Annotated in this window: 14 protein-coding genes; 5 read left to right on the top strand and 9 right to left on the bottom strand. The window is 64.0% G+C overall.

All coding sequences use genetic code 11. The features are described from left to right. Positions 1 to 21: 21 nt before the first annotated feature. The 5 genes from ACOQOU_RS02340 to ACOQOU_RS02360 are packed head-to-tail and all read right to left on the bottom strand — an operon-like array spanning position 22 to position 5,373. Entirely contained in the window at positions 22 to 936 is a 915-nt protein-coding gene (locus ACOQOU_RS02340) for a ribokinase (protein WP_306025868.1), read from the bottom strand. A gap of 28 nt (positions 937 to 964) precedes the next feature. Continuing rightward, on the bottom strand, positions 965 to 2,494 hold the full coding sequence (locus ACOQOU_RS02345; RefSeq protein ID WP_109767606.1) for a sugar ABC transporter ATP-binding protein: 1,530 nt from the start codon (positions 2,492 to 2,494) through the stop codon (positions 965 to 967). Between the two features lie 60 nt (positions 2,495 to 2,554). Next, positions 2,555 to 3,529: a sugar ABC transporter substrate-binding protein gene (locus tag ACOQOU_RS02350; RefSeq protein ID WP_109767607.1), complete on the bottom strand. Its 975-nt coding sequence runs from the start codon at positions 3,527 to 3,529 to the stop codon at positions 2,555 to 2,557. Positions 3,530 to 3,568: 39 nt separating this feature from the next. Then, the gene (locus ACOQOU_RS02355; RefSeq protein ID WP_306025869.1) at positions 3,569 to 4,612 is read right to left on the bottom strand and encodes an ABC transporter permease; all 1,044 of its coding nucleotides are present in this window, start codon (positions 4,610 to 4,612) and stop codon (positions 3,569 to 3,571) included. After that, positions 4,609 to 5,373 carry a phytanoyl-CoA dioxygenase family protein gene (locus ACOQOU_RS02360; protein ID WP_109767608.1) on the bottom strand — a complete coding sequence of 255 codons (765 nt, stop codon included), beginning with the start codon at positions 5,371 to 5,373 and terminating at the stop codon, positions 4,609 to 4,611. Before ACOQOU_RS02360 ends, ACOQOU_RS02355 begins: the two co-directional genes overlap by 4 nt. Before the next feature lie 139 nt (positions 5,374 to 5,512). Here ACOQOU_RS02360 and ACOQOU_RS02365 point away from each other — a divergent pair, with 139 nt between their 5' ends. After that, a complete protein-coding gene (locus ACOQOU_RS02365) occupies positions 5,513 to 6,364 on the top strand; it encodes an AraC family transcriptional regulator (protein WP_158585297.1) in 852 nt (283 codons plus the stop codon). Positions 6,365 to 6,463: 99 nt separating this feature from the next. Here the strand turns inward: ACOQOU_RS02365 and ACOQOU_RS02370 are convergent, their stop codons facing one another. The 4 genes from ACOQOU_RS02370 to ACOQOU_RS02385 all read right to left on the bottom strand — a co-directional run bounded on the left by ACOQOU_RS02370 (position 6,464) and on the right by ACOQOU_RS02385 (position 10,695). Continuing rightward, positions 6,464 to 7,600 (bottom strand): Gfo/Idh/MocA family protein, encoded by a 1,137-nt coding sequence (locus tag ACOQOU_RS02370; RefSeq protein ID WP_306025870.1) that lies wholly within the window; start codon positions 7,598 to 7,600, stop codon positions 6,464 to 6,466. A gap of 25 nt (positions 7,601 to 7,625) precedes the next feature. Next, positions 7,626 to 8,381, bottom strand: coding sequence for a sugar phosphate isomerase/epimerase family protein (locus ACOQOU_RS02375; protein ID WP_306025871.1), 756 nt, complete (start codon positions 8,379 to 8,381; stop codon positions 7,626 to 7,628). 277 nt (positions 8,382 to 8,658) lie between these two features. After that, positions 8,659 to 9,663: a SagB/ThcOx family dehydrogenase gene (locus tag ACOQOU_RS02380; RefSeq protein WP_306025872.1), complete on the bottom strand. Its 1,005-nt coding sequence runs from the start codon at positions 9,661 to 9,663 to the stop codon at positions 8,659 to 8,661. Positions 9,664 to 10,035: 372 nt separating this feature from the next. Continuing rightward, positions 10,036 to 10,695 carry a hypothetical protein gene (locus ACOQOU_RS02385; protein ID WP_147393350.1) on the bottom strand — a complete coding sequence of 220 codons (660 nt, stop codon included), beginning with the start codon at positions 10,693 to 10,695 and terminating at the stop codon, positions 10,036 to 10,038. Between the two features lie 693 nt (positions 10,696 to 11,388). Between ACOQOU_RS02385 and ACOQOU_RS02390 the strand changes: the two genes are divergently transcribed. The 4 genes from ACOQOU_RS02390 to xdhC all read left to right on the top strand — a co-directional run bounded on the left by ACOQOU_RS02390 (position 11,389) and on the right by xdhC (position 17,033). Then, positions 11,389 to 11,838 (top strand): MucR family transcriptional regulator, encoded by a 450-nt coding sequence (locus ACOQOU_RS02390; protein ID WP_109767615.1) that lies wholly within the window; start codon positions 11,389 to 11,391, stop codon positions 11,836 to 11,838. 483 nt (positions 11,839 to 12,321) lie between these two features. Continuing rightward, positions 12,322 to 13,779 carry a xanthine dehydrogenase small subunit gene (xdhA, locus tag ACOQOU_RS02395; protein WP_306025873.1) on the top strand — a complete coding sequence of 486 codons (1,458 nt, stop codon included), beginning with the start codon at positions 12,322 to 12,324 and terminating at the stop codon, positions 13,777 to 13,779. A gap of 16 nt (positions 13,780 to 13,795) precedes the next feature. After that, positions 13,796 to 16,198: a xanthine dehydrogenase molybdopterin binding subunit gene (gene xdhB, locus ACOQOU_RS02400; RefSeq protein WP_306025874.1), complete on the top strand. Its 2,403-nt coding sequence runs from the start codon at positions 13,796 to 13,798 to the stop codon at positions 16,196 to 16,198. A gap of 4 nt (positions 16,199 to 16,202) precedes the next feature. Further along, complete coding sequence (xdhC, locus tag ACOQOU_RS02405) at positions 16,203 to 17,033, top strand: xanthine dehydrogenase accessory protein XdhC (protein WP_306025875.1); 831 nt, start codon at positions 16,203 to 16,205, stop codon at positions 17,031 to 17,033. Positions 17,034 to 17,044 lie beyond the last annotated feature (11 nt).

Genomic DNA, 17,044 nt, shown 5'->3' on the forward strand with positions numbered 1-17,044 from the left:
GGGTGCCTCCGGTCGGTTCCATCAAATATCGATCAGCGCGTCCAACTCGGCGCGCGTTGCCAGCGAGGGAATGACGCCGAGACGGGTGCAGGCATGGGCGCCGGCAGCCGTTCCGTGCGCGACCGCCTCGGCAAGCGGCCTGCCCTCGCCAAGCGCGGCGGCCAGCCCCGCATTGAACGCGTCGCCCGCTCCGGTGGTGTCGACAACCGGGACAGCGGGTGTGGCAACGACCATCTCCTGATCGTCGCCGAGCACCAGCGCGCCCTTTTGGCCCATGGTCACGATCACGGTGCCCACACCGCGCCGGCGCAGCTCGACCGCCAGATCGCGCGTGCCGGTCGGGTCATCGGGCGCCAGGCCGAGCAGGATGCGCAGCTCGCTTTCGTTCGGCGTCAGATAATCCACATGGGCGAAGATGGTCTCGGGCAGTGCCGTGGCCGGCGCCGGATTGAGGATCGTGCGCGCTCCGGCCGCCTTGCCACGCTCCATCGCTCGGTGCGCGGCGGCGACCGGGATTTCGAGAACGCTCATGACGATGTCGCTTTGCGCGATGCGGTCGGCGGCCCGGTCGACAAAGGCCGCATCCATCAGTTCGTTCGCGCCCATGTCGAGTATGATAAAGTTTTCGCCTTCGGCATTGAGAATGATCATGCCGGCGCCGGTGGCCCGCTCGGCGCTGCGTTCGATGTAGTCCGTTCCGACCCCTTCGGCCGCATAGAGTTCGTCCGCGACGCCGGCCAACTGGTCTTGGCCGAGGCACGTGACGAGCGCGGCGTCGGCGCCAAGGCGCGCCACGCCGACAGCCTGGTTGGAGCCCTTGCCGCCCGGCCCGAAGTCGAAATCGGAGCCGATGATCGTCTGACCGAAAACCGGCATCGTTTCGGTCCGGATCGTCAGGCCGACGGCGAAGCTGCCGACCACCGTGATGCGCGTCATGGCGCCGCCCCCATCGTTTCTTTCCGGGTCATGCCGCCAGCGCCCGGTCTTTTCGTGTCGCGAGCGCCATGATTGCCTCTTCTGTGATGTCCGAGCCTGTCAATTGGCCCGCAATCGTGCGATCTGCCATCACGATCACGCGGCTTGCGTGCAGCATGACTTCCGGCAATTCCGACGAGATCATCAGGATTGCCAGCCCCTGACCGGCCAGCTCTTTGAGGATGGCATAGATTTCCGCCTTGGCGCCGACATCGATGCCGCGCGTCGGTTCGTGCAGGATCAGGATGCGCGGACCGGTGACAAGGCCGCGGGCCAGTATGATCTTCTGCTGGTTGCCGCCGCTGAGCGTTGCGATCTTCTGGCCGAGGCTGGCGACGCGCGCGTCCAGCTTTCTGACATAGTCGGCGGTCGTGTCGCGCATCGTCCGGCGCCGCAGGAACCCGCGCGACGTGAAGCGTTTCAGTGCCGCCGAGACCGTGTTCTCAGCCACCGTCATGGACAGCAAGGCCCCGGCCGCGCGGCGGTCGGCCGGAATCAGAGACATGCCAGCCGCAATGGCGTGGGATGGCCGCCCGGGAGGGAGGCGGATGCCGCCGACTTCGACCGCGCCACCGCGCGGCGCGAGCCCGAATATGGCGTCGGCAAGAATGTCCTTGCCGCTGTCCGGCAATCCGGCGACGCCTACGATTTCGCCCTGTGACAAGGTGAAGGTCGCTTCCCGGATATGGCCGGGAACGCTGAGCGCGCGAACTTCCAGAACGGGTTCGCCGATCCGCGCATGGGCTTCGGGCCGCAATGCATATTGTTCGGCCGCGTCGACCTGCCGTCCGACCATGTGGGCAACGAGCCTGTCCACCGTGACATCGGCGCCGTTATCGAGCGTGGTGATCATGCGCCCGTCGCGCATCACGCTGATGCGGTCGGCAAGCGCCAGTACCTCTTCGAGATGATGCGACACATAGATGATCGTAACGCCCTGCGCTTTCAGCAGGCGGACCACATCGAACAGCCGCGCGCTTTCACGCGGCGAGAGCGCCGAATTGGGCTCGTCAAGCACCAGGATTCGCACATGCTGGGAAATCGCGCGGGCGATCTCGACCAGTTGCTGCTGTGCAACGGAAAGGGTGGACAGCGGCGTGCTGGTTTCAACATCGGTGAGCCCCAGCCGGGCCAATGTCTCGGCGGCCGCCCCGGCCGCGCGATTTCGGGTGAGAAACGACAGGGGCGGCCTATCGGCGAATGCGCTGAGCAGCACATTTTCGCCGACCGTGAGGTTCTGGCAGAGCGAAAGCTCCTGAAACACGATGCGGATACCCAGTTGCTGGCTGGCAAGGGCGCTCGGAATGTCCCGGCTCTGGCCATCGACCAGGATCGAGCCCTTGTCGGGCTGCAACTCGCCGGCCAGAAGGTTCATCATCGTGCTTTTGCCTGCCCCGTTCTCGCCGATCACCGCATGAACCTCGCCGGCGCGAAATCCGATGGAGACATCGTCCATCGCAATCACGCCAGGAAAGGTTCGGGTGACGTTGCGCAGTTCAAGGATGGGCTCTTCGGTCATCGGTGTACCGTCAGGCATGTGAAGCGGGCACGCCCGGAACCCGGGCGTGCCCGACGATCATTATTGCATCACTTCGGCGATGTTGTCGGGCGTATAGACGCCGACGCCGGTGTCCAGATCGTCGATTGCATCGCCGCCCAGGAACGTCACGAGCAGGTTCACGGCTTCATAGCCCTGACGCTCGGGCGCCTGGTCGATGGTCGCCTGGATCACGCCTTCGGCGACCAGTTCGACGGTCTGATCGAGCAGGTCGAAGCCGACCACCTTGACCTCGCCGGTGCGATTGTTGCGTTCGACCCATTCGCCGGCCGCCGGTGTCGAGCAACATTCGAGCGACAGGATGCCGTCAATGTTCGGATCGGCCAGCATGGCGTTCTCGATCGCTGCGAAGATCTCCTGGGGGTCGGTGCCGGTGTTCAGAGTGCGCACCACTTCGATGCCGTCATGTTCGCCCAGCGCCTCGCGGGCGCCGTTCTCCCGGTCGAGCGACCATTGCGCGGCAGCATCGAGCGTGGTGATCATCACGCGCCCCTCGCCGCCGAGTATGTCGGCCATCAGCTTGCCCGCTTCGCGTCCGGACTGGACGAGATCCTGACCGGCAAAGACCAGCCGATTGCTGTCGGGATTGTCCGTATTGTAGCTGATCACCGGGATGCCTGCCTCGACGACCCGGTTGATCAGCGGCGCGAGCGCATCGGTGCTGACCGACGAGATAGCCAGCCCGTCCATCTGGTCGAGAAGCGTCTCGATTTCCGAGATCTGGGCATCGGCGTCCGCGCCGACCGGGCCGATGAATCGCGCATTGACATTGTCGGCTTCGTCGGCGCGCTCAACGCCGGCCCGCACGAACGGCGCGAACTCGTTGGAAACGTCGTGATAGGACACGAAGATATCGAGGGGCTCGCCTGCCGCGATGCTTTCGGCAATTCGCGGTGCAAGCTCGAAATCGCCAAGGCTGATCGGCTCGGCCTGCGCCACAAGAGGCGTCAAGCCAATGCCTGCCGCAAGAACGGTTGTCGTCAAGAGCTTCTTCATCTGGTTTCCTCCCTTGATGATTGCCGGCACGACGCCGGTTCAGCCCGGCCTCGAACGCATACTCCACTTGTCGATCGCGACCGCGATGATGATGACGAGGCCGATCATGACCTCCTGCATGAAGGGCGAGACGCCCATCAAAACCAGTCCGTTGCGCAAGACACCGATGATCAGAACGCCAAGCACGGTACCGGGTATCGTGCCGATCCCGCCGGCCAGCGACGCGCCGCCGACGACCACGGCTGCGATCACGTCCAGTTCCAGCCCAAGACCCGTGCGTCCGGCTTGTCCGCTCGGCAGAAACGCCATCGACAGGATGCCGGCCAGAGCCGCCATGACACCCATGATCACGAACGCCCATATCTTCACGCCGTTGACATAAATGCCGGACACGCGGGCAGCCTTCGTGCTGCCGCCGACGGCAAAGACGCGAAATCCGAACGCCGTTCGGGCCAGCACCAGCCAGCCCAGGGCGGCCACGGCGGCGAAAAAGACCAGTTGCATCGGCACGATGCCGAACAGATAGCCCTGACCGAGAAACTCGAACGTGGCCAGAACCTCGGCATCGGCGCCGTTGCGCTCGTTGACGGTGACCGGTTGGCCGCCCGTGATCAGCAGCGCCGTGCCCCGCACGATGGAGAGCATGCCCAGCGTCGCGATCAGCGATGGCAGCCGGCCATACGTGGACAGGAACCCGTTGACCAGTCCGATCGCGGCGCCGATCAGCAATCCGGCGACCAGCGCCGGCGCGAGCGCCCAACCCGCAACGATCAGCATCCCGGTACCAAGGCCGGCCAGCGCATAGGTAGAACCGACCGAAAGGTCGATCTCGCCGGCAACCAGCACGAAAGTCATGCCGACGGCCATGATCCCCAAAAGCGAGACTTGCCGCCCGACATTGAGCAGGTTTGTCGTTGTCAGGAAGCTCTCGGTCGCCAGGGCCAGAAAGGCGCACATGACGATGAGCGCCAGCAGCACGCCCGTTTCCTTGGCCGTCAAGATGCGGGTAGCGACCGACACTTTCGGATGCGGCGCCCTGCCTTCGGCCTTGAAACCGCCGCTCATGCCGGCCTCGTCGCTCATTGCACGCTCATGAAGCTGCCAGCCGGAACGGTCTTCAACTCTTCATAGTTGCCATAGTCGCGGGCACGCATGAAGGGCGCGTTGTGGACCGCATTGTACGAGCAGATATAGCCCCAACGATAGGTGTCGCTCTTGTTCGCATCGGAACGGTGCAGGAGATTGCAGTGGAAGACCAGCGCGTCGCCAGGATCCATTTCCACATAGACATGTTCAAAACGCTTAACGGCGGCGTTCAGGTAAGGCTTCTCGACATTGGTTTGTCCATCCTCGCGAATATGGTTGAGGCGGCCCAGAATGTGCGACCCGGTGAGAACCTGAAGGCAGCCATTGGCCTTGTTGGAGGGATCGAGCGCGATCCAGATCGACAGCATCTCCGGCGCCAGGCAGCCATTGTTGTACCAGTAGCCGAAGTCCTGATGCCACTCCCAAGCGCCGCCCTCGCGGGGCTGCTTCATGGTCATCTTGTGGCTGTACAGATAGACCTCGTCGCCGATCAGTGCCTCCGACATGCGCACCAGGCGCTCGTCTCGCGCCAGCATCCCGTATTTGTCGTCGCCGGCATTGTTCCAAAGCTTGAGAAGCGTCTTGTTGCCGGCCTTGTCGCCTTTTTCCATGACGGAACCGGACTGGCTCTCCGCTTCAAGCTGACGCCGCGCCGCATCACGAAAATCGGCAACTTCGCCGTCGCTGAGGAACCCCTTGCGGACGAAAAAACCGTCCACGTCATATGCCCGGGCTTCCGCCCTGGTTGGCACAAGCATGCCATCCTCCCAATGTCTTCGCGGCTCTGTGCGGCCGCCGTTTCCGGAGCCCGGTCTGGGCCGAACTCCTGCACGCAGTTTATGTCCGGCCCGGGCAAACAAAATGGACAGTCCCGGCAATTAGATGTACAAAACACGCATGCAGCGATCCTATCATCCGCAAACAGTGAGGATCAGCCACTACTACCTGCCCGACGCGGAGCTGGGCGGCGGGCTGACGACCGTGCTGCGCGCCGGCTGGCTCGATGCAGCGCCGGGCGGGACGATCCGCCGCGCCGCGTGCCCCGGCGACGACATACTCTACTGCCTGTCCGGCCGCGGACAGGTCGAAGTCGGCGAAAGGCGTTTCGATCTCGGCGCGGGGCAACTCGCCTGGATCGCCGGCGACGCGCCGCATGGACACTCCGCAGACCGGCGCGATCCCTGGTCGGTGATGTGGTTCCGGCTGGACGGGCCGCATCTGGCGGCGTTGCGGCGCCGCATCTTTGGCAAGGCACCTCCGCGCCTGACGATTGCAGAGGGGCCCGAGCTCATTGGCTGGTTCCAGAACCTGTTCGCAATTCTCGACGCCGGCGGCGCCGACATGGACTTGCGCCTGCACGCCGCAACGGCAGAGTTCTTCAAGCTCGTCAGCAGTCAGCGTGACCCGCGAGCCAGAACCGGGCTCCCATCACGGCTTGACCGGCTTCGGCAGATGATCGTCGCCAACCCCGAACAGCCATGGTCAGCGGAGGTAATGACGCAGATCGCCGGGGTCAGCGCATCGCAGCTGCGCCGGCTGTTCCGTCAGCATCTCAAAGCCACGCCGCGCGCCTATCTGCGTCACCAGAGGCTGGCCATGGCGCAAAGGATGATGCTCGAAAGCACCCTGCCGCTGCAAGATATCGCGGTCCGATGCGGCTTTTGCGACGGATACCATTTCAGCCGAGATTTCAAGCGTGTCGTCGGGCGCGCGCCAACAGAATGGCGTCGGATGGAACTGGGGCGTTGAGCATTGCAGGGCGTCACTGCACCGAATTCGCGTTCGATGCGGCAAACGCGCGACGGCCCGCGGGCCAGGACACCTCGCCGTGCATTCGGAGTTCGCACCTCAGTCCTTCAACAGCGCGCGCGCCTGGTCGGGACCCAGCGGGTCGGGACGCGTGCAGCGCGTCCGCATGACAACAAACGTGCCCGCCTCGGCGGACCTGAGAATGCCGGTCATGACGTCGACCGCATGCAGCGCCCGGTCGAGCGAACAGCGCGCGCCGCCGCCCTCGCGGATCGCCTTCGCCATGTCGGCAAGCCCGGCACCGCGATAGTTCGCAAGCGCCGTGCCGCCATGATCCTGATTGGGCACGCCGAACGGATGGTCGAAAGGCTGCGGCACCGAAAGCCTGCCGTCCCGCCCTGACAGTTCGACCGTGCCGCCGAAGAAGTTCGGATCGGGCACGAACAGCGAGCCCTCGGTTCCGTACAGCTCCATGTTGCGGTGCCGGTGCGCCCAGACGTCCCAGCTTGCGCCCAGCGTGACCGTCGCGCCGCTTTCGAATTCCAGGAGCGCATGGATGTTGGTCGGCGTCTCCACCGCGATCTTCTCCCCGCGCCGCGGCTCGGAGCCGATGGTGCGGACCGCCTCGGCGCTGTTGGCGAGCGCCGCCACCCGGCGCACCGGCCCGATCAGATGGATCAGGTTGGCGATGTAGTAGGGCCCGATATCGAGCACCGGCCCGGCGCCGGGCTTGAAGAAGAAGTCCGGGTTCGGATGCCAGTGCTCCATCCCGTGCGACATCACATGCGCCGTGCCGGCCGTGATGGTGCCGAGACGCCCTTCGTCGATCAGCCGCCGTGCCCATTGATGCGCCCCGCCCAGGAACGTGTCCGGCGCCGAACAGACGCTCAACCCCTTCGCGTCGGCGAGCGCCTTGAGCGCCAGACCGTCGTCAAGCGACAGGGCCAGCGGCTTTTCCGTATAGACATGCTTGCCCGCTTCGAGCGCGGCCGCGGTCACGCCGGCATGGGCCTCGGGGACGGTCAGGTTGACGACGATGTCAACGGCTGAATTGGCCAAAAGATCGTCGACGCTTTGCGCGGCGACACCGTATTTGCCGGCGCTGGCGCGCGCCGCCTCCATGTTCAGATCGGCGCAGGCGCGCACCTCCATGCCACAGAACAGCGGCGCCAGCTCGAAATAGGTCGTCGAGATGTTGCCGCAGCCGATGATGCCGATGCCAAGCGGTGCGCTCATGGGGATGGTCCTCGACAAGGGATTTTCAGAAGGATCGGGCGGCTTCGATCGAGCGCCTTGCAAACCGTGTCGCGTCACCCGGATTGTCATGCTCCATGATGAAGTGCCTGCACGGCGTTTGGCGCAGGCGCACCATCAACCCGGCCCAGTCGACCGTGCCGTGGCCGACATCGGCCCAGCCGCCTTCGTCCAGTGCCTCGCCGTGCGGCGCGATGTCCTTGATGTGGACGGCGCTGATCCGGCCGCCATGTGTGTCGATCAGCGCGAGCGGGTCGGCGCCGCCGACGATGACCCAGGCGATATCGGCCTCCCATTCAAGGTCAGGACCGCCTGAGAAGATCGCATCCAGCGGCACCGCCCCGTCGGCCGTCGGGCGCACCTCGAAGTCGTGATTGTGCCAGCCGAAACCAAGCCCCGCATCGCGATAGGGCCTGGCCGCTTCGGCAAGCCGCCGCCCGAACGCCTCATAGTCCGCGCCGCTGTCCGGCCGTTCTTCTGCGGCCAGATGCGGACAGTAGAGCCGCTGCATGCCGACTTCGCGTGCGATCGACAGCACCGCGTCGACATCGCTCTCCAGCATCTGCAAGCCGAAATGGCCGGTCGGCATGGTCAGGCCGCTGGCGCCCAGATGTGTCTTCAGTTCGCTGACCAGTGCCGGATCGGCATAAAGCGCGCCATAACCCTCCACCTCCGCATAGCCGAGGTCGGCCAGCATGGTCAGCGTGTCGGCCAGCGGCGGAAAATTGCGCGACGAATAGAGCTGGTAGGAAAAGGCGGTCATGGCGGTCTCCCTGATGGTCAGCGCAGATCGTCAGCACACGGCACCAGCTATGGCATGTCGGAGACCGGCGGTCAGCAAGGGAGTTGAGGACGTCTCCGTGCCCCGGACAGCCCGGTTCGCGGCCCAAGGCTGCGCGACGAGGCCGCGGACGCGGCGGGTACCGCATCAAGACGAAGCCACCGCTGAACAGCGCGGTACCGGCGTTCGCCGCACGGCTCCGGATAACGGTGGTTCGAGCGGACGGTCGCGGATTGGCCGGCTTCCGCGCAATTCGCCATCACGCCGCCAAGCGGGCATCCTTGGCTGGAACGCCGATCGTCAGCGCGTAGACGGGCGTATCCGTCAGACGCTCGAGACCGATCGCATCGCGGATGCGGCTGTGGCTCAGCGCTGCGGTCGGGCAAGCGGTCAGTCCCGCCGCCGTTGCCGCCAGCATGATGTTCTGGCCGATATGGCCGGCTTCGATCATGACGACGCGATAAGCGTTTGCATCGGGATATTTCCACATGGTCCGTTCCAGCGAGGCGCACAGGACGATCGCGCAGGACATCGTCTCTGCCCAATCCTGCCCGGCGACCAGGTCTGAAAGCTCGCATTCGGTTTCGCCGACGCGGCCGATACTGTGTTCCAGCGCCGAATAGTGGTAGATGCCCGGCGCCAGACCCTCGACACGCTTGACGAACAGATAAGCCTCGAACGGATTGCGCGCACCGCCCGACGGCGTCATCCCGAGCGGCAGTTTGCCGACGCAGTTCGAAGTCCATCCGGTGATGCCGAGCCCCGCATAGAGGCAATCGGCGATCGACCCCTGCCCCACATAGGCGGTCGCGTCGCATTCGCGCACGGTGCGGCGACGCTCCATGACCGCGGTCAGCGCGCTGTTCTTCTGCACGTCGTCTTTCAGCGAGATCACCGGATGGAAACGCCCTTCATTGGGCAGATGCAGTCCGGGAGACCGGACCTCCGCAGACTTGGCCTCCTGCAACTGCTCGGCGGCTTCAAGCGGCAGGAAATCGGCATCCTGCAGACAAAAATGCAGCATCGCGGCGGGAACGCCCCAGTTCCATGCCGACAGATATTCTTCCTCGCGCCTGGCCTCTTCGCTGTCGCGCTCGATGAGCAACGTCGCGTGAACGAGCGCGTCGAGCGCATCGGCCGTAACACCCTGAAAAGCGGCGATGATCTCGTCGACCCGCTGCCAGTCCTGCAAGTGTGAGAGAAATTCGACCAGATCCACCGAACAGGCCGTCACCTGTCGCGTCAGAAAATTGCAGGCGAGCATCTCGCCCTCATCCCAACTCAAGACGACGGATCGGGAGGCGCGAAGGGCACGGGTCCCCTCTCGCCGGGCGGCCGAACGCCGCCGCGACGGGTCACGACGGCGCATCGTTGTCAGACCTTGTTGTAGAACATGCCCGGACGGACAAAGGCCGTCGACTTGGCAGGTTTCACAGTGATGTTGAGCGTCTTCTTGGCCATTTTCGGTCTCCAATGATCGGTGCGCATGATTGCGACACTACCAAAACCTAGAAACCGTAAACTATTGATTCAACAACTATTTTCGGAACTATTGCCGCTTCCATCGGGTCATGGTTACCCTCGGGAAGGGTTAACGAACCCTTTACATGGGGACAACTGTCCGCCACTTGGCCGATCAAACGGGATTGTCTTCCAGGATGAGCCTGACATCGTCCCCGATGAAGGCGGCATTGCGCGGGTAGGCCCTTGCCATCCTGACCGCATGGCGAAGGGAAAGATCGTCCGGCGCCCGCTTCAGAACGGCATCGATCACCACCGGTCCACGCTCGGTGGCGATGGACGCCTTTCCGGGAAGCACGTCTTCATCGCCCATGATCCAGCGGAACATGATCATCGACGGTTCATATTCGGGAACCATGTTGACCCCGGCGAAGTAGAGCCACTTGTGACGCTCGACGACAATGCCGCCATGCCGGCCCCTAAAAAAGGCGCCGTTGGAATATCGTCTTTTGGAATATCCGGTCAGACGGACAAAGCCGAGATCGTCACCGCGCGGCTTGACGATCACGATGCTGCACATCACCCGGTTTGAGTCCGACATCAATTGGTAGAAGAGGTAATATATGCCTCCCTGAAACCGCGGCGCGGGAAGATGCGTCAAGTTTCGAATGGCTTCCTCATACTCCGCTGGTATGTTGACCTGTGCACGAAAGCCGATCTGGAACAGATCCACCTCGGCAATACGGAAGAAATTGGCAATCGTCTTGGCCGTACCCTCGGTCGGAAGATTCTCGGCAGCCAGGTATCTGTCGAATTGAGATCGGGAAATACGCATTGCCCTGCAAATATACGCAATCGACCGGCCGTCGTTTTCGCACAGGCGGTGCAGATTGTCCGCAACCACCTCTTTGAGGGTAACATTGGTGCGCTCTCCGAACCGGCGCATTACTATCCTCCCGACCGATCAATTGAGCGACACTAGATTTTGGCCCAATGCCATTCAACTCCCGAAAACAAGGGTTTCGCGTGTACCGGCCTGCCCGACGAAACGGAACGGCTCAATCTCGCGCACAAGACAATACATCGGCCGCCATTGCCGGCCTCCATTTCAGCCAAAACACTTTTCGTGACAATGATGCCAATTTCGAATCGCACAGCATCCTTGCGGAGGGCAAACGGGGTCCGCTTCGGCTGCCGGCAGGACAAACGAGTGTCCTGACCTGTTGATTTACTCGGATGATAGAAGCAATAATACAAATTTTCTCTGATCGGCTTAATTAAATTGGACATGAATTTTTTAGGCACTGCGCGAATCGTATTGTAAACAGTGAGCATATTCAAAATTATGAGCCATTTTTACCCATAAATATGCACCTTTATACGTTCAAAGCAATCAATGATTACCAAGATGTGTATATTGATCTTGAGCCCACTCGTGGCAAAAATACGCATATTTAGTGTATTCCCATGATTCTTTTTCGCATGAAGATGTCGGCCTCATACAGATTAGCTTTGCAGGGCTCATGTAATGAACGCCATAAATCTCGACGAACAGAACGATAACCGGGACCTTCTGACGCAAATGACGGCTGAAGTTGTTTCTGCCTATGTCGGCGGAAACGCCGTCCAATCTTCGGATTTGCCAACTTTGATCGCTGATGTACACGCTGCGCTTTCAAAGCTCAGCAGCGCTTCTTCGATGGCGGAAGCGGAGAAGCCCGAGCCGGCCGTCAATCCCAAGCGCTCGGTCACCCGCGAATACATCATTTGCCTTGAGGACGGCAAGAAATTCAAGTCGCTCAAGCGTCATCTCATGAGCCATTACGGCATGACGCCGGAAGAGTATCGGGAAAAATGGGGGCTCCGCCCGGACTACCCCATGGTCGCCCCCGAATATGCCGAAAGACGCTCCCAATTGGCTCGCGATATGGGCCTCGGCCGCCGGCCGGATCAGAAAGCGTCGAAACGGAGAAAGTGACCCAAGGGTCCGCGCGGTCGGCGGCTGCTGCCCGGATTCCGGCGAATTGCCTGCCGGCGGTCGCGCGGTTCCGTCACGTTCGGTGGCGGACGCTCCGCCGCCCTTGACCCGGCCAGGTTCGGCATAAGCCGCCACGTCGATCTCGAAGCAGCCCCCCGCCCGGCCTGTCGGCCGTTGCAAGGCCAGCCGGCATCCAGCGCCTGCATGGTGATCAAAGGCCGCATTGCCGGCCCGGGACCCCGATCCCTCACTCGCCCTTGGGGCTGTTTCCCGCTCAAAAGCGCCCGCATCGATGCCTTGCCCATTCGAACGCCCGGCATGACGGCCCGTCGCCGGGCGCATCCCTCGTCGATCAAGTCCTCACACGGAGTTTGTTCCGATTTTTTTGAGAGTGCTTTCCCATATTATGCATTTTCTTGATCAATCGGTTTTGACACCATCCGTCGATCTCAGGCGCCGGCGACTTCGGGGAGGAGCGACGGGATGGACATACGCGCAAACATCCGTTTCCTGTTGAATGGAAACACGGTGCGGCTCGATCAGGCCGCCGCCACGGACACGCTTCTTGATTTTCTCAGGATCGAACGGCGCCTGACCGGCACCAAGGAAGGCTGTGCGGAAGGCGACTGCGGTGCCTGCACCGTTCTGGCCGGACGGCTCGATGGCGGTCAATTGCGGTACGAACCGGTCAATGCCTGCATCCGGCTGTTGGCCTCGCTCGACGGCTGCCACATCGTCACGGTCGAGCATCTCTCCGGTCCCGAAGGCCGGCTTCATCCGGTTCAGCAGGCGATGGTCGACCACCACGGCAGCCAGTGCGGCTTCTGCACGCCGGGCTTCGTCATGTCGCTCTACGCGTTGTGGATGGAAAGCCCCGATCCGACCGACACCGAGATCGAAACCGCGATCCAGGGCAATCTGTGCCGCTGCACGGGCTATGAGCCGATCATCCGGGCCGCGCGGGCGGCAACCCGGCTCGGTAGCCCTGCCCTGGATGCTCTCAACCGGGAGCGGCAATCGATCGCCGAAAGGCTGGCGGCCTTGCGGGACGGCCGCCGGGTGGAGATCAGCAAGGACGGAAGCCGCTGCATCCTGCCGGCCTCGGTCGACGATCTCGCCGATGTGCTGTCCGAAACGCCGGACGCGACGATCGTTGCCGGCGCCACCGATGTCGGGCTGTGGGTGACGAAGTTCCTGCGTGACATCTCGCCGGCGGTCCTTGTCGGTCATCTGGAAGAACTGCGCCGGCTTGAAGTCACCGACACGGCCATCGAGATCGGCGCCGGGGCCAGCTACACCGACAGCCGCGCGGCGATGGCCGCCGACTATCCGCATCTCGCCGAGTTCTGGGACAGGATCGCCGGCTGGCAGATCCGCAACATGGGTACCATTGGCGGCAATATCGCCAACGGCTCGCCCATCGGCGACACGCCGCCGGTGCTGATCGCGCTGGGCGCGACGATCACGCTGCGCCGCGGCGGCAAGCGCCGCACCCTGCCGGTGGAGGATTTCTTTATCGACTATGGCGAGCAGGATCGCAGGCCGGGCGAGTTTCTGGAAAGCGTGACAGTTCCGCGCCCCGCCGGGGGCGCGCTGCATGCGGCCTACAAGATCTCCAAACGCCGCGACGAGGACATCTCGTCAGTCTGCGCCGCCTTCAACGTCACAGTGGACGATGGCAAGGTCGCCGCTGCGCGCATCGCCTTGGGCGGCATGGCCGCAACGCCCAAGCGGGCGCATCACGCCGAGGCGGCGCTCGTCGGACGACCCTGGAGCCTTGAGACCGTGACCGCCGCCGCCGACCGGCTCGGCGACGATTTCACGCCGCTGACCGATTGGCGCGCGTCTGCGGACTACCGCCTGCGCGTGTCCCAGAACCTTTTCCGCCGCTTCTGGCTCGAGCAGCAGGACAGCCAGACGCCGGTGCGTCTGAGCGCGTGAGCGAGGAACACGACCGATGAGCGATCTTGGGACCTCCGGCGAACCGGCCGGCACGGAACAGCGCCGCGATCCGCCCGCGCCGCGACAGCTCGCGCGCGGCGGCGGCGGCGCGACGGCCATCCGCGGCGGCGTCCACACCGATCTGCACCACGATTCAGCGATCAAGCATGTCACCGGCCGCGCAGAATATTGCGACGACATCGTCGAGCCCGTCGGTACGCTGCACGCCTATCTGGGCCTTTCGACCCGCGCCCACGCAAAGATCATCGATCTCGACCTGAGCGCCGTCCGCGCCGCCCCCGGCGTGGTCGGCGTGCTGACCGCCGACGACGTTCCCGGCGTCAACGATGTCAGCCCGACCGGGCGCGACGACGAGCCGGTTTTCGCCGAAGGCAAGGTCGAGTTCTGGGGTCAGCCGGTTTTCGCCGTCGTCGCCGAGAGCCGCGATGCGGCGCGCCGGGCCGCCAGGCTGGCCGAGATCGCCTATGAGGACCTGCCGCACGTGCTGGACCCGCAATCGGCGCGCGACGCGGGCATGCCCTATGTCACGCCGCCCCTGACGCTGAAGCGCGGAGAAGCGGCCGAGGCGATGGCCAGGGCAAAACACCGGATCAAGGGCCGGTTCAATGTCGGCGGCCAGGATCACCTCTATCTGGAAGGCCACATCGCCTTTGCCATGCCGGGCGAGGACGACGATGTGATCGTGCATTCCTCGACCCAGCATCCCACGGAAGCGCAGCACATGGTGGCCCATGTCCTGGGCGTCGCGTCCAATGCCGTCACCGTCAATGTGCGCCGTATGGGCGGCGGGTTCGGCGGCAAGGAAACGCAGATGAACCTGTTCTGCGCGGTCGCCGCACTGGCCGCCAAGAGGTGGAACCGGGCCGTCAAGATCCGGCCCGACCGCGACGACGACATGTCGGCCACCGGCAAGCGGCACGATTTCGTCGTCGACTATGAGGTCGGCTTTGACGATGAAGGGCGCATCGCCGCCGTCACCGGCGATTTTGCGGCGCGTTGCGGCTTTTCCTCGGACCTGTCCGGACCGGTCACCGACCGCGTTCTGTTTCACGCCGACAATGCCTATTACTATCCAGACGTTCTCCTGAACTCGCATCCGATGAAGACCAACACGGTGTCGAACACCGCTTTTCGCGGCTTCGGCGGACCGCAGGGCGTGATCGCCGCCGAACGGATCATCGAGGAGATCGCTTATCATCGCGGCCTCGACAGCCTGGAAGTGCGCAAGCGCAATTTCTATGGCGATGCCGAGGACGGGCGTAACGTGACGCCCTATCACCAGACGGTCGAGGACAATATCGCCCCGCGCATCGTCGCCGAACTCGAGGAGAGCGCGGATTATCAGGCACGCCGGCGGGCGGTGCTCGACTGGAACGCCAAGGGCGGCATCGTCCGCAAGGGCATCGCGCTGACGCCGGTCAAGTTCGGCATCTCGTTCACCGCCACCTGGTACAATCAGGCCGGCGCGCTGGTGCACATCTATTCGGACGGCTCGATCCATCTCAACCATGGCGGCACCGAGATGGGCCAGGGGCTCAACACCAAGGTCGCCCAGGTGGTCGCCGAGGAACTGCAGGTCGATGTCGACCACATCAAGATCACCAGAACGACCACCGAAAAGGTACCCAACACCTCGGCGACGGCGGCATCGTCCGGCTCGGACCTCAACGGCATGGCCGCGCTCGACGCCGCGCGGCAAATCAAGGAACGGCTGACCGCCTTTGCCGCCGAACGCTGGCAGACCGATGAAAGCCAGGTCCGCTTCATCGCCAACAATGTCCGGATCGGCGGTGAGACGGTCCCCTTCGCCGACCTTGTGCGCGAAGCCTATATGGCGCGCATCCACCTGTCGGCGGCCGGTTTCTACAAGACGCCGAAAATCCACTGGGACCGCGCGAGCGGCAAGGGCCGCCCTTTCTATTACTACGCCTATGGCGCGGCCTGTTCGGAGGTCTCGGTCGACACGCTGACCGGCGAGTACCGCGTGGAGCGCACCGACATCCTGCACGATGTCGGCCGGTCTCTGAATCCGATCATCGACAAGGGCCAGGTCGAAGGCGCCTTCATCCAGGGCATGGGCTGGCTGACCACCGAGGAATTGTGGTGGGACGACAAGGGCCGGTTGCGCACCCATGCGCCGTCCACCTACAAGATCCCGCTCGCCTCTGACCGGCCGCGCATCTTCAATGTCGAGCTCGCCTCCTGGTCTGAGAACCGCGAGCGCACCATCAAGCGCTCCAAGGCCGTGGGCGAACCGCCCTTCATGCTCGGCATCTCGGTGTTCGAGGCGCTCTCCCATGCGGTTGCGAGCATTGCCGACTACCAGACCTGCCCGCGTCTCGACGCGCCGGCAACGCCCGAGCGCGTGCTGATGGCGATCGAGCGGCTGAGGGAGTGATCCGGTGACGCTTCGCGCCTTCTTCGATGCCCGCGAACCGGCGATCCACGTCCGGCTGACCGGCGTCCGCGGCTCTTCGCCGCGCGAAGCCGGGGCGGAGATGTTCGTCTCGGCGTCCGGGCTTTGCGACACGATCGGCGGCGGACAGCTTGAATACATGGCGATCGACAAGGCGCGCGCGATGCTGCGCTGCGGCGAAACGACCGCCGAAATGGACGTGCCGCTGGGGCCGGAGATCGGCCAGTGCTGCGGCGGACGGGTCACGCTTTCGCTGACCCGCATGACCAAGGCGGACCGTGACGCCGCGCTGGCCGCCGACGCCGAACGCCGGGCCGCCCTGCCCCATGTCTATGTGCTGGGTGCCGGCCATGTCGGACGGGCGCTGGCCGCCTTCTTCCAGTCCCTGCCGGTGCGCTGCATTCTCGTCGACAGCCGCGCCGACGAACTCGCCCAATCGCGCGCCGACGTCGAAAAGCGCGAGGCCGCGGTGCCGGAGACGGTGATCCGCGCCGCGCCGCCCGGCAGCGCCTTCATCGTGCTGACCCACGATCATGCGCTGGATTTTCTTTTGACGGCCGAAGCGCTCGCCCGCGGCGATGCATCCTATGTCGGGCTGATCGGCTCGGCGACCAAGCGCGCCAGGTTCGAGCGCTATTGCGCTTCCGAAACGCCGGCGGCGGCGATGGCGCAACTGACCTGCCCGATCGGCGCGGCGGGCAGCGCCGACAAGCGCCCCGAAGTCATCGCCGCGTTCGTCGTGGCCGAAGTCATGGCGCAGATCACCGGACCGGCGCCTGCAGCCAAAGGGGCCGCGAACACAGCGGCCGGGAACTGACGAAACGACAA

The organism is Oceaniradius stylonematis (genome assembly GCF_965223445.1).
GTDB classification, from domain to species: Bacteria; Pseudomonadota; Alphaproteobacteria; order Rhizobiales; family Rhizobiaceae; genus Roseitalea; species Roseitalea stylonematis.